The sequence below is a fragment of the Chitinophaga barathri genome, from assembly GCF_003807585.1.
Lineage (GTDB): Bacteria > Bacteroidota > Bacteroidia > Chitinophagales > Chitinophagaceae > Chitinophaga > Chitinophaga barathri.
In genome coordinates this window covers 1-13,971 of sequence record NZ_RMBX01000007.1, presented here as the reverse complement: position 1 = coordinate 13,971, position 13,971 = coordinate 1, and the positions used below count along the sequence as shown (strand labels likewise).

Sequence of the window (13,971 nt, the reverse complement as noted above, 5' to 3'; positions counted from 1 at the left end):
TAAAAAAAGCGTTCCGGTATGGAACGCTTTTTTATTTTCAGACGGCTTGTTTAAACGATCTTGTTGATCTCCTCCTGTACAAAACCCGCCAGTTCTTTTACGTACTCCGGTGAGAAGTCGAAGCGGATGCCCGCGGCGGTGTAAAGTTCGCGTAGGGCTTTGGTGTAGCCCAGGCTGAGGGCTTTTTCATAATTGTCCAGCGCCTGTTCGGGGTTTTCCTTGTATTGTTTCCACATGGCGATGGCGCCCAGCTGTGCAATACCGTATTCGATGTAATAAAACGGTACTTCGAACAGGTGCAGCTGGCGCTGCCAGCTGCTGGCGCGGAAGTGTTCAAACCCTTCCCAGTTCACATTGCCGGGAGAAAATTCATCCAGGATGCGCGTCCAGGCGGTCGTACGTTCTTCTGTTGTATGCTGCGGATGTTCGTAGATCCAGTGCTGGAATTTATCTATCGTCGCGATCCAGGGGAAAATGGTGATGGCCCTTTCCAGTTGTTGTAGTTTGGCGCGGCGTAGTTCTTCCGGTTTGTCGAAGAAAATATGCCAGTGGTCCATGGTGAAAAGCTCCATGCTCATGCTGGCCACTTCCGCGATCTCCATCGGGTATTCCTTAAAAGCACTGAGTTTCAGCGGGTGGCTCAGGAAAGAATGGACAGCGTGACCGCCTTCGTGTACCATCGTGGTAAGGTCTTTCATCTGGCCGGCAGCATTCATGAAAATAAAAGGCACACCGGTTTCTGCCAGCGGACAGTTGTATCCTCCGGGCGCTTTGTTTTTGCGGCTGTCCAGGTCCAGGCGGCCCATGTCTTTCATCACGCTGAGACATTCCCCGAAGAAGGGGCGCAGTTCGTTAAAACATTCGATGGATTTGCTGATCATTTCCTCGCCGCTTTTGAAAGGCTCAAGGGGTACGGTGCCGGCCGGCTCCGCGTCACCATCCCAGGGCCTCAGTTCGTCCAGCCCGAGTTTCATACGCTGGCGCTCCAGCGATTGCCGCACCAGCGGCAGGATGTGTTCTTTGATCGCGGTATGGAACTGGAAGCAGTCCTCTTTAGTGTATTCAAACCTTCCCAGCTCCACGAATTTATAATCACGGTAATTTTCGTAACCTGCGTTCAGGGCCACCTGGTGGCGTTTGACCACCAGCGTGGAATACAGTTCGTCCAGTTTCTCTTTGTCCTGCAGGCGGCGGGTATTGGTTTTGGTAAATACTTCTTCACGCAGGTTGCGGTCCGGGTTTTCCAGGAACTTGGCGGCCTGCTGTAAAGTATACTCCTGGCCGTTTACGTTGATGGTCATGGCGCCGGAGATCACGCCAAACTGCTGGGCCATTACGCTCAGTTCCGCCTGGATGGGGATATTCTGTTCGTTGAACAGTTGTACCTGTTTTTTGACGTTGCGGAGATAGGTGAAATACAGTTGTTCGTCCAGCTGGTCTTTGTGCGGGCTGGCGAGCAGTTTACGGTTCAGCGCATCGGCGTAGGGTTGGAGTTTGGGTTGTATTTCCATGCAGAAGTAGGTGAACGCTTCTTCAAAGGATTTGTCCGCCGTGTCGCGGGTCATGCGGATCTGGCGCCAGCAGGCGTCTTCACTGATCACGGCTTCCAGTTCGCTGAGGTCGGCCAGCCATTGTTCCAGGTCTGCCTTGCTATTGATCTCCCTGTTCTGCAACGTTTCAAAATAAGGCTGAAGGGCATCCCAGGTGGTTACGGTAAAGTCTTTCGGTAAAAATTGCCTTGGCGGCGCTGTTATATGAGCATTTTGCATGGTGTAAAAATTAATGTCAGTAAAAATAACTGAAAAAAAAATTCCAAACCCGGTATGGGGTTTGGAACCTTTTTTATTGGCAGTTCGATACTATTCTTCTGTTTTCTTCTTACGGGTGGCCTTTGGTTTCTTCTCTTCTCCTTCTGCGGGCTCAGCATCGGCGGCAGCTTTTTTGGCAGCGGCTTTCTTTTTCGGAGCCGGTTTCTCTTCTGCAGGCGCTTCTTCGCCGGCAGCTTCTTCTTTCTTCGCTTTTGCCTTGGCTTTGGGTTTAGCTTCCTCTGCGGGCGCGGGGGCAGCTTCTTCCTCTACGGTTTCTTCGGCTTCTTCCTCAAATTTCAACAGGTCGTTCTTTTTGAGGATGGCAAACCATTTCACCATTTTTTTCATATCGCTCACGTATACGCGGTCCTCGTCAAATTCGGGGAATACGTTCTTAAAGTAAGCTTTGATAGCGTTGTTATCCGCTTTACCGTCAGCCGGTGCGAATTGCGCTTCTTTTTCCTGCATTGCTTTGAAAACCGCTGTCAGGTTCACGTTATCGCCCGTTGTAAATACTTCAATGCTTTCCAATGGGGTAAAATTATGTACCCGGGAAGACACAAAGCGGGTGCTTTGATCTTCCAGCGATCTTACAATAGCGCCATCCTGTTTGCTGGCCAGCAATTGGAATAAACCGCCTAAACCGGTTACTGCAACAATTTCTCTGTACTGCATGAATTCATTTTTAAGAACGGCAAATATAAAAAATTAGCAATAGATATAACGCTGACAAATTTTCACTCCCCGCGTCCGGGGTGCGGGCACGACCTTCTGTTCCGCCATGGTAGCGGATCCAGGTTAAAAATGTTAATCTTCGGAAGGCTCCGGTTGTTAGGGCAAAACAGGCCCGATACAGGAAAAAGGCCTGTTTTTGACCATATTTACCGGATTCTCAGTTGCCCCGCTTCAACACCACCGTATGTTTCCATTGCCTTACGTTCCCTTTGCCATCAAAGATCCTGGAGAAAAAGATATAGATACCCGGCGCAGCCACCACTCCGTCTTCCTTGCGGCCATCCCAGCTGATACTTCCGGTATTCCCCGCCAGGAGATTCTTCGCCAGCTGCCGGACAATACGACCCTGCGCGTCATACACGGTCATGTTCACGGTGAAATCAGGGGCCGGGAAGTTCCAGCGCACAAAAGCCAGGTCGTCGTGGCCGTCATTGTCCGGGCTGAAGACTTCCGGCTGAACCGTAAACCACGCCTCACCCGGCATGTCCGGGGTTTTGCGGGAGTTTTGGTAGCCGGGTGTGGCATAACCTGCCGTGGAAGCCGCGGAATGCCAGTTCCCGGGCTCCTGCGCCGGTTTTTCCATCGAAAGCCTTTCGAGGGATATGCCTTTGGTATCGTGGAGAATACCGGCGTGCAGGGCTTTTTTGTAGCTGAATTCGTCAATTACCTGCCCGTCCGCCTTCAGCAGCACGATGGTCCCTTCGTCCTGGGGCATAGTAGGCAGCGCAGGGATGGGTTCCATGCGGCCGAGACAGGAGTAATGGCGGCAGATCGCGGATATATCCTCTGTGAAGGCGATGTATTCGCCGGGAAGCAGCAGGTATGGCTTTTGAAGCAATGGCAGGGCGGGCTTCATGGCGCCAAGCTCATCACGCTGGGCCAGGTAGAGGCCGCTGAGATCGACGGCTTTGGCGCTGCGGTTATATAGTTCTATGAAGTCCTGCGCACCTTGCGGCGGATCAAAAAGCAGTTCGCTCAGTACCAGGTCGTTCGCGGCTATTGGCTGCGGAAGGGCATATGGTGTAGTGGTTGGAGGCAGTGCCCGGCCATTGCAGTCCTTTAAGCCCTGTATATCGAGATGATAAATTGTTCCGGCGGTCATCGGCGCTGGTAAGTTTATCGTGATGGTATGAAACAACGGCGCTTCCGCCAAACCGATGTCTGAGGCAGCGGCACTGTCCAGCGGGGCGGTGTAGTGAAGACGGATGTGCTGACTGTCTATGACAGAGACACGTGACAATTGCGGCAGCCCTGGAGCAGTGGTATTTTCTTCCACGGCATTTTTCCTACCCGGTGTGCCGCCCGCCGCAAAGTTCTCAGCACCTGCGCAGGGCCATTTCACGTCTTTCATTTCCAGGCTCCAGCCGCCCTGCCCTTTTATACCACCACCATACCAGTCCGCACGGAAATCCACCGCATGTATCACCGCTCCTTTATTATCATACAACGCGATCAGTTCCCCTTCATTCGAAACGGCCAACGAACTGCCGCCGCTGATCGCCGGATGAAACATTGAAGTATTGGATGAAGAAGTGATCACCACTATGCTGTCTGCTAACAACTTGTATGCAGGAAGCACAGCTTGAATGCTACGACCTTTTAACAACCAGCCTCCAAGATCTATTTCTTTACCGCTCACATTCCGCAATTCTATAAATTCCGCTTCGGGTAATCCGGCCGATGGAGACGGGTCCGCCATGATCTCGTGTATCAATACATCGTATCGCCGGGGAACGTATGGCGGCATGGTATCCAGCGGCTTAATAATTATGTCGTCAAAATAATGTTTACCAAAAAAGGAAGCGGTGGACTGCCTGATCATCACGCCAAACCAGGCGGATAACATGTAGGTAGTATCCCTAACCTTGCCTTCTTCCGTTGCATTTGTATACAACGTCCATTCGCCTTCCCCCGTACGGGTGACGCGTATCCGCAGTGCGCCGGCCGTTATGCCGTCGCGGCCGTCAATGAGGCGGGTGGTAGCGCCTTTATTGTCTTTATAATACAGGCTTACATCATCCGTGTTATATCCGATACGGACAAAATAACCGGCATCCAGCTGCGGCGTTTCCGCGGTGAGGTATACGTCCGCATAATTCTGGCTGGATGTGGATAAGTCCAGGTGCGCCCAGAATTCCCACTGCGCGTCGAGCGCGGCGGTGGAGGCCGTGGAGAGATAAAAGGAGCTGTTGGGCCTGGAATGCCGGCTTTGCAGCTTTCCGTCCTTCACCTGGAACGACGTGTCCATTCCCTGCCATGCGGGATCGTGACTGAAATTTCCGTCTGTAAATGATTCTGAAACCTGCGCTGACGCAGCAAAGGGCAACAGGGCCGTGAACAGGCCGCAAACAATGGGTTGCATGATAGAACTATTTAATAGGTTAACAAACTCACCGAATATAATAATTTCTTCTTTTTCTGTATTAATTTTGGGTCCTTCTTTTAACAATTAAATATTACAATGAAAGTAGCCGTAGTAGGAGCTACCGGACTGGTAGGCTCTAAAATGTTGCAAGTACTCGCGGAAAGAGATTTCCCTGTAACGGAACTGATACCCGTAGCTTCCGAAAAATCTGTTGGTAAGGAAGTGGTATTTAAGGGTAAGCCGTACAAGGTAGTGAACGCAGATACGGCTATTTCCATGAAACCGAACGTAGCCATCTTTTCCGCCGGCGGCAGCACTTCCCTGGAGTGGGCGCCTAAATTCGCCGCGGCGGGTATCACCGTGATCGACAACTCTTCCGCCTGGCGTATGGATCCCACGAAAAAATTAGTGGTGCCCGAAGTGAACGCACATGCGTTAACGCCTGAAGACAAGATCATTGCGAATCCTAACTGTTCTACCATTCAAATGGTGCTGGTACTGGAGCCTCTTCATAAGAAGTATGGCATTCAGCGCGTTGTGGTTTCCACCTATCAATCCGTTACAGGTACCGGTGTAAAAGCCGTTGACCAGCTGATGAATGAGCGTAAAGGTGTTGATGGTCCGAAAGCATATGCGCACCAGATCGACCTGAATGTGATCCCGCAGATAGATGTATTTCTTGACAACGGATACACGAAGGAAGAAATGAAGATGGTAAAAGAAACCGTGAAGATCATGGGCGATGAGAATGTAAAAGTAACGGCTACGACTGTACGTATCCCCGTAATGGGCGGTCATAGCGAAAGCGTTAATATTCAGTTCGCTAAGGACTTCGACCTGGCTGAAGTACGCAGCCTGCTCGCAGCGGCGCCGGGCCTGGTAGTGACGGACGATCCGGCAAATGGCATATACCCGATGCCGAAAGATGCGCATGATAAAGACGATGTATTCGTAGGCCGCATCCGCAGGGATGAATCACAGGCTAACACGTTAAATCTTTGGATCGTTGCGGACAATTTACGTAAAGGCGCAGCTACCAATGCTGTACAAATTGCGGAATACCTGAGCAAAAAGAACTGGTTATAAACCGTTTGGAAAATATATTTTAAAAGGCTGAAGAATGTTGTACCGTTCTTCAGCCTTTTTTCTTGTTTTTGTTATACGATTGCTGTTCAATCACTTACCCCTAGCTAATTTCAACCGATTATCAATTAAATCCATCCGATTATTTTCATAATGGTATCATCCGTCCTTTATTGTCAAGGAATTATACAATTGAACATTTGGAATTTGTAAATTTTTAATGTAATTTCATTTCCCCGTCAAAAATTACGATGAGGGTTATACGAAAATCTGTCGTCTGAGTGCACTGAGAGGGTGCCACCTGTCCAACTATTATTTCTTCGTTCATTTTTTGTTAATAGAGTGCATGTAAAAACTACACAGAAGTAGTATTGATATGTGGAGGATAAAGACCAACTTTGATATTACAATCCTATGCTAATAAATTCTTTATCTGAATTTTCCATGAAAACTAAACTATCAAACTAAACACCCTTTATCCTATGAAAACCAACACGAACCGTGAACTTTTGTTAATGCACAAGTTTACCGAAGAGTGGAGCACTAACTTTTCCTCGCAAGTCTCCCGCATCATGAACATCGTAGATCAGAAGGATACGCTAGACGGTATCATCCCGATCATCGAAGTTGCCAATGTTTACAATCAGAAGTTTGCACAAACCAGAGTTGACAAAGAAAATCTATTAAAGAACCGTAAATCACGTCCGTTTGAGTTTTTGATACACAAGAATTGATTTACTGTTTTCTTTCACATGTTCCTGTCCTGTTCATGTACAAGAGTTGACACTAGTTGCCGGAAGAACTCACGAAAAGTTTTTCTCCGGTAACTAGTATTGCAAGCGGATTATTTTATTCTTCCTGCGCGTGATTAAGAAAGTTGATAAAGGGTTGCATCACGGCAAATTTTTTCAGTATTTCCCGTACGAGTGTAGGTTGGATAGTCTCTTCATCGGTAAAGCCCGCGGTCACCACCAGGCTTTTTAGTTTGATATAAGCAATAGCCGGATTGTCCTCATGATACCCCTGTGGCACTGTTTTTAATGAATCCCCGTTCACCTTGCCAAATACACGGATAAAATCCTTCTGGCCCACGATCCCCTGGAATTCTTCAAAATTATAATCTATTTCCTGGCGTATTTTTTTGAGCATGGGCGCTTCAGGCATCCAGAGGCCGCCTGCTACAAAGCTGTTCCCGCCCGGCTCCACCTGGAAATAAAAACCGGCATACGGGCTCTTTTTGCCGCCTTTGGCAAAAGATGCGCCCATATTGGTCTTATACGGGATCTTGTCCTTTGAGAAACGGACGTCCTTGTATATCCGGAATACACAATCCTTGACCTTCAGCGCTTCCATTGCCGGGTCCATCTTGGCCAAACCATCTATCAACTGCTGGGTGAGGCTCTCGAAATCCTCCTTTGCCTGCTGATAATGGGTCTTGTTATCATCAAACCAGGGCTTATTGTTGTTTTGCCGGAGGTCCTTCAGAAATTTCAATGTGGAACGTTGTAGCATATAATAAAGCCCCCTTTTGGGGGCTATAAGATACAAAAACTCCTGTTTGCCAAGCAGAAATTTTCCGCCCGGCAATCAGGAGTCCTTATAAAGGGCCGGCTAAAATAACCGGCCCTTGTGCATAATGGTTTGGTTAAACCTTCTTATATGAGCCTGTGATTAAGATCAGAATTTGTAGATCGCCGCCAGCAATACATTGGCGGAAGAGCTTTTCGGTACATTATCCTTGTCGAAGAACACGTCTTTGGACCCACTGTCAAACCGTACTTCGGGGATCAGCGTGAAGCCGCCGATCTTGTACTGGGCTGAAAGCGTGAGGGCGAATACGTTACCGCCTTCGGGATACTCTGTTTTATCTGTGTAAACTTTAATGTTGTCCTTGTCGCCGAATATCTCGCCGCGCAGCGTCAGTCCGAAGCTTTCAACCGGGTCGTAGTTCAGGTAAAGAGCAGAACCGTACCAGTTGGAGCTTACACCGTTTTTGTACATGGAGTAAGTACCGTTGTAACCGATGCCGAATTTGGGAGCCACCTGGTAGGTGATCACCGCATCCAGCTGGTCGTTGCGGGTCTGGAAGGTGTCCCTGCCGCCGATGTAGTTCAGGTAAAACTTCAGGGGCACGCTGGCCGGAGCAAATCCGTACTGGGCGCCGATGAATTTAATCCCACCCCAGGTAGCAGACTTGAAGTCCGTCGGGTTAAACACCCCTACCATAAAGCTGTGCGACCCGAATGTCAGATCTGCTTTTACCCCGGTGTGGAAGAAGGGTCCGTAGGAAAACATATATGACATGCTGTAGTTCCTGTTGGCATAGGCGTCCACGAGCTCGTAACCTACGTGCGTGGAGTAGCTGCCCATGGTAAATTTCAGCCAGGAAGCCGGAGCATAGGAAATATAAAGTTGTTTGATAGCGAGGCGGGTCTTTTCGTCGTTGTAGGAGAAGTCTTCCGCTCTTTTACCGAAACCGATATCTGCAACCATGCCCACATTTTTGAAAGAACTCTCCAGTTTGAGGGAGATCATGTTCAGTTCAAAGGAGTTGTGCGTATTGGTAAAGCTGGTTTTGCCATCGGTGCTCTCGTTGAAGTTATATTTATAATAAACATCGGCGGAGCCGGAGATTTTAAAACCCGGGGGCAGCAGTCTTAGAGAGTCCTGGGCCTGTGCAGACATAGCAAAGAAGACAGCCAGGAGCGCGAATAAACTTTTTCTCATCATGGGAATTTTAAATTTGGTTAATAAAATGATAAAGGGTTTTGGCTGCTGATTTTACGTTGAGGTGCTGATTCGGTCAGGGCAAAGCGGTTCCGGATCGCTTGCCACCACGGCGCTTTTGACGCTACCGTGGTGACAAACAATTCATCCGGATCAAACAAGAACTAACTATAGTGGTTGATAAATTGCGTAAGGGATATTAAGGACTAGCCGTGCGTAACGCCTATTTCTTCTTCAGCGATCTTGCCTTTACCGTCTATGCTCAGCATGTTCGGGTGATAGATCTCGTTGTGCTGGGTAACGTCCAGGCCGAGTTCTTCTTCTTCTTCAGATACACGCAGCGGGTGGATCAGGTTGATCAGTTTAAAGATCAGCCAGGATACGGTGAAGCTGTAAGTAACTACCAGCAGCAGACCGAGCACTTGTTTATAGAACAGGCTGAAGTTTCCGTAAGCCCAACCGTCAGCAGCAGCCGGGTTGATGGCGGTGGAAGCAAATACACCTGTGAGGAGCATACCGGTCATACCACCTACACCATGGCAGGGGAATACGTCCAGCGTATCGTCGATGGAAGATTTGTTTTTGTAGTGTACCACGATGTTGGAGATGATAGCTGCCACGAAGCCGATGAACAGGCTCTGCGGTACGCCTACATAACCGGCGGCGGGAGTGATAGCCACCAGGCCTACTACAGCACCGATACAGAAACCGAGCACTGAAGGTTTGCGGCCGCGGATCACATCAAAGAAGATCCAGGAGAGACCGGCAGCAGCGGTAGCAGTGTTGGTAGCAGCGAAGGCGGTAACAGCGAGGCCGTTTGCAGCCAGGGAAGAACCGGCGTTGAAACCGAACCAGCCAAACCAGAGCAGACCGGTACCGATCAGTACGAACGGAATGTTTGCGGGCTGCAGCTCTTGTTTAGCAATATGCGCTTTACGGCGTTTCAGCACCAGGGCGCCAGCGAGGGCAGCGCAACCAGCGGAAATGTGTACTACGGTACCACCGGCAAAGTCGAGCACGCCGAGCTTAAAGAGGATACCCTCAGAATGCCAGGTCCAGTGTGCGATAGGCGCATACACCAGGAGGCTGAACAGTACCATGAACAGTACATAAGAAGTGAAGCGGATACGCTCAGCCACCGCACCTACTACGAGGGCCGGGGTGATCACCGCGAACTTCAGCTGGAACAGCGCGAATAATAATAAGGGAATAGTACCCCACGGCTGTCCGGAACCTACGTTATTAAAGAAGAAGTAGGTGGAAGGGCTACCGATCAACCCGCCCTGGGATTCACCAAATGCGAGGCTGAAGCCAACCACCACCCAGATAATACTGATGAGGCCGGTTGCGATAAAGCTTTGCATCATGGTAGAGATCACATTCTTCCTGTTCACCATGCCTCCATAAAAGAAGGACAAACCAGGTGTCATTAAGAATACCAAAGTGGTTGCCACCAGAATCCAGGCAACATCTGCAGCGTTGTACTTGCTTGCATCAGAAAAAGTAGGCACAGTTGGGAAAAAAATGCCAATTACTGCAAGCGCAGTTAAAAATATGAATGGCAGATAATCCTGAAATGAAATTTTCTTCATAGCGTTTCATTTTAAATTTCGTAATAAAAGTAGTCAGGGGATTTAAAACCTCAAATAGAAGGGCCGAAAATTGGAAAACTTTGAAAATATGATGGAATACAGGGGGCTAAAAGCAATCACATTTCAAATAATGATAATATAAATTACGTTTTCGGGTATTATGAGAAGGTTAAGAGAAGGTTAAAATTAGGGATAACTACCTGTTTATCATTAAGTTAAACTATCAATTAGCCGGGAATTACAAAAATCTAATCCGCCGGTACCAATGTGCTACTGTAAAATTTATGCAATCGTTTGAAATGCTTGACTGTAAAGGTTTTAAATATTAGAAGGGATAATACTGTTATCTCAGAAACAGTATTATCCCTTCATTCATATTACAAATATTTCTATCCGATGTTTGTTGTTTTAGCAACTATTTCCGCTTCATATTCTCCAATTCCTGCTGCATGGCAAACATCTGGTCCCTTAACCGCGCCGCTTCCATAAAATCCAGGTCCTTAGCGGCCTTTTCCATCTCCTTCCGCACTTTCGTGATCGATTTCTCCATCTGGGGAATGCTCTGGATCGTATTTTGGTTAAATGCTATCCCTTCATCCGCCACCACGGCCATTTCATCATGTACAGCGTAAGGACTGCTCTCGTCGAAGTGCCGGATGGACAGTACGGACGTCTGGCCCATGATCTGTTCCTTGGACTTCAGTACCGTCTTTGGCGTGATACCGTTTTCTGCGTTGTGTTTACGCTGCTTCTCCCGTCTGCGGTCTGTTTCATCTATCGTACGCTGCATACTGTCCGTGATCTTGTCCGCGTAAAAGATCACCAGCCCGTCCACGTTCCTCGCCGCACGGCCCGCCGTCTGCGTCAGGGAGCGCTCGTCGCGCAGGAAACCCTCTTTGTCCGCGTCCAGGATAGCTACCAGCGATACTTCCGGGAGGTCAAGCCCTTCCCTCAGCAGGTTTACCCCCACCAGTACATCTATATTACCCAGGCGCAGGTCCCGGAGGATCTCCACCCTTTCCAGCGTATCCACCTCGGAGTGAATGTACCGGCTCTTTATATTAATACGGTGCAGGTATTTATCCATTTCTTCGGCCATGCGTTTGGTAAGGGTCGTTACCAGCACGCGGTCGCCTTTGAGTATCCGTTTATCGATCTCGTCCAGCAGGTCATCTACCTGGTTTTTGCTGGGCCTTATTTCTATGGGCGGGTCCAGCAGGCCGGTGGGCCTTACCACCTGCTCCACCACCACGCCTTCTGTTTGTTTCAGCTCGTAATCGCCGGGGGTGGCGCTTACGAATATGGTCTGGTTCAGCAGGTTCTCGAACTCGTGGAAGTTCAGCGGCCGGTTGTCCAGGGCGCTGGGCAGGCGGAAACCGTAATCCACCAGGGTGAGCTTACGCGAGCGGTCGCCGCCATACATGCCGCTGATCTGCGGGATGGTCACGTGGCTTTCGTCTATCACCAGCAGGAAATCTTTCGGGAAATAGTCCAGCAGGCAGAAGGGGCGTGTGCCGGGCCGGCGCCTGTCCAGGAAACGGGAGTAGTTCTCGATGCCGCTGCAATATCCCAGCTCGCGGATCATCTCCACATCATAATTAACGCGCTCGGACAAACGCTGCGCCTCGATGAGTTTGCCTTCCGCCTTAAAATATTCCACCTGCGCCGCCAGCTCATCCTGGATCTCGTGCAGGATCGCCACCATCAGGTCTTTAGGGGCTAGGTACAGGTTGGCCGGGAAGATGGCCGCCGTGTCCATCGTACCTATGCGTTTGCCGTTGCTCACGTCAAAACTTTCGATCTCTTCGATCTCATCGCCAAAAAAGGTGATGCGGTAACCATAATCGACATACGGAAGGTTGATGTCCACCGTATCGCCCTGCACCCTGAAGTTGCCGCGGTTAAAATCGCCGGTGGTACGGGAATACAGGGCGTTCACCAGTCCGTGCAGCAGGGTATTGCGGCCGATGGTGAGGCCTTTGTGGATACGGATGATCCCGTTTTCGAAGTCGGTCGGGTTACCCATACCGTAAATGCAGGACACGCTGGCCACCACGATAATGTCCCGCCTGCCGGAAAGCAGGTTGGACGTAGCGCGAAGGCGGAGTTTGTCCAGCTCTTCGTTGATGGCCAGGTCTTTTTCTATATAAGTATCGCTCACCGGCATATATGCTTCCGGCTGGTAATAGTCGTAATAACTCACAAAATATTCCACCGCATTGTCCGGGAAAAACTGCCGGAACTCCCCGTAGAGCTGCGCCACGAGGGTTTTATTGTGCGTCAGCACGAGGGTGGGCTTTTGTGTATTCTGGATCACATTGGCTACGGTAAAGGTCTTTCCCGAGCCGGTAACGCCCAGCAGGGTCTGGGCCAGTTCACCATCCTGGATGCCTTCCGTCAGTTGATGGATGGCAGTGGGCTGATCGCCGGCGGGTTTATATGGAGCTTGGAGCTTAAAGGGCATAATTCTACTGATTTTGTATCCGGGAGAACGAATTTCGTATTTTATGGGGGAATGAACTTGTTAAAATTTTCGGGCTGAATTCATATTTCCAACCGAAATTCGGGAACAAAATCCGATAAACCGATTTACATGAAAAAGCACTTTTTCAGCCTGGTGCTGGCGGCCCTCATGCTGGCCGGCAGTCTCCGGACGAGCGCCTGGGGCCCCACAGGACACAGAGTTACAGCAGAAATCGCATCCTTTTACCTGACCGCCAAAGCCAAACTCGCCATCAGCAGGATCATCGGGAACGAAAGCCTGGCCATGATCGCGAACTGGCCCGATTTCATCAAATCGGATACCACGGACAAGTATAAACACACTTCCAGCTGGCATTACCTGGATTTTCCCGGTCATATTTCCCGCCAGGAATTTGACCGCCTGCTGGGCGAAGCAAAGGGCGAAAACCTTTACAGCCAGACCCTGGCCATGATCAAAGAACTGAAAACCGCTTCCACCACGCCCGAACGCAAACGTTTTGCGCTGGCTTTCCTCGTACATATGATCGGGGATATGCACCAGCCGCTGCACGTGGGCCGCGATGAGGATATGGGCGGGAACAAGATACAGCTCAGCTGGTTCGACCGGCCTACCAACCTGCACAAGGTCTGGGACGAATACCTGATCGATTTCCAGCAGTACAGCTACACGGAATATTCCAATATCCTGAACCGGGTGGTGACCGCTTCCGCGGCAAAGTCCATGCAAAGCGGCAGCATTCCCGACTGGATGTGGCAATCGCATGTGCTGTCCGACAAAGTATATGCCGGCTCGCCTGAGGGTGCCAAACTGAGCTACAGTTATAATTATGTATTTGTGGAAGACCTGAATGCACAGCTGCTGAAGGGCGGGCTGAGACTGGCGCGGATCTTAAACGATACGTTTAAATAGATTTAAGAAAGCTAACATAGCCGTCATTGCGAGAAGCAGCGGCGCTAAAGTGGGTAGGGCGACGAAGCAATCTCCTGTATAGAATGGACGTACTCCAATACATGGAGATTGCGTCGTCGCGGCTCCCGCACAAAATCCCGCGCTGCTCCTCCTTTAGTTCAAAATAGTTCTTTGAAAAAGATTGCTACTACTATTACTACTATAAGCATTTAAGGAGGGGGGCCCGGGGGAGTGCGGATACTGTGAAAAAGATGTGCATTTTTGTGG

General features: G+C 49.7%; 10 protein-coding genes. 3 read left to right on the top strand and 7 right to left on the bottom strand.

The annotated features are described in order from the left end of the window. Positions 1-50: 50 nt before the first annotated feature. The 3 genes from EG028_RS13425 to EG028_RS13415 all read right to left on the bottom strand — a co-directional run bounded on the left by EG028_RS13425 (position 51) and on the right by EG028_RS13415 (position 4,905). Entirely contained in the window at positions 51-1,769 is a 1,719-nt protein-coding gene (locus EG028_RS13425; RefSeq protein WP_120517336.1) for a M3 family oligoendopeptidase, read from the bottom strand. 90 nt (positions 1,770-1,859) lie between these two features. Then, a complete protein-coding gene (locus EG028_RS13420; protein ID WP_120517337.1) occupies positions 1,860-2,483 on the bottom strand; it encodes a DUF5606 family protein in 624 nt (207 codons plus the stop codon). A 217-nt stretch (positions 2,484-2,700) separates the two neighbouring features. Beyond that, entirely contained in the window at positions 2,701-4,905 is a 2,205-nt protein-coding gene (locus tag EG028_RS13415; protein WP_123864660.1) for a lamin tail domain-containing protein, read from the bottom strand. A 99-nt stretch (positions 4,906-5,004) separates the two neighbouring features. Between EG028_RS13415 and EG028_RS13410 the strand changes: the two genes are divergently transcribed. Both EG028_RS13410 and EG028_RS13405 read left to right on the top strand, forming a co-directional pair. Next, positions 5,005-5,994 carry an aspartate-semialdehyde dehydrogenase gene (locus EG028_RS13410; protein WP_120517339.1) on the top strand — a complete coding sequence of 330 codons (990 nt, stop codon included), beginning with the start codon at positions 5,005-5,007 and terminating at the stop codon, positions 5,992-5,994. A gap of 479 nt (positions 5,995-6,473) precedes the next feature. Further along, positions 6,474-6,725, top strand: coding sequence for a hypothetical protein (locus EG028_RS13405; RefSeq protein ID WP_120517340.1), 252 nt, complete (start codon positions 6,474-6,476; stop codon positions 6,723-6,725). A 115-nt stretch (positions 6,726-6,840) separates the two neighbouring features. On the opposite strand, the gene EG028_RS13400 is transcribed toward EG028_RS13405, so the two are convergent. From EG028_RS13400 to uvrB, 4 genes are all read right to left on the bottom strand, one after another. Further along, positions 6,841-7,485 (bottom strand): DUF2461 domain-containing protein, encoded by a 645-nt coding sequence (locus EG028_RS13400; protein ID WP_241559140.1) that lies wholly within the window; start codon positions 7,483-7,485, stop codon positions 6,841-6,843. 183 nt (positions 7,486-7,668) lie between these two features. Continuing rightward, positions 7,669-8,721, bottom strand: a complete 1,053-nt coding sequence (locus EG028_RS13395; RefSeq protein WP_120517341.1) for a porin — start codon at positions 8,719-8,721, stop codon at positions 7,669-7,671. 203 nt (positions 8,722-8,924) lie between these two features. Further along, the gene (locus EG028_RS13390) at positions 8,925-10,310 is read right to left on the bottom strand and encodes an ammonium transporter (protein WP_120517342.1); all 1,386 of its coding nucleotides are present in this window, start codon (positions 10,308-10,310) and stop codon (positions 8,925-8,927) included. Between the two features lie 415 nt (positions 10,311-10,725). After that, on the bottom strand, positions 10,726-12,774 hold the full coding sequence (gene uvrB / locus EG028_RS13385; RefSeq protein WP_120517343.1) for an excinuclease ABC subunit UvrB: 2,049 nt from the start codon (positions 12,772-12,774) through the stop codon (positions 10,726-10,728). Positions 12,775-12,903: 129 nt separating this feature from the next. Here uvrB and EG028_RS13380 point away from each other — a divergent pair, with 129 nt between their 5' ends. After that, positions 12,904-13,704: a S1/P1 nuclease gene (locus EG028_RS13380; RefSeq protein ID WP_120517344.1), complete on the top strand. Its 801-nt coding sequence runs from the start codon at positions 12,904-12,906 to the stop codon at positions 13,702-13,704. Positions 13,705-13,971: the final 267 nt, after the last annotated feature.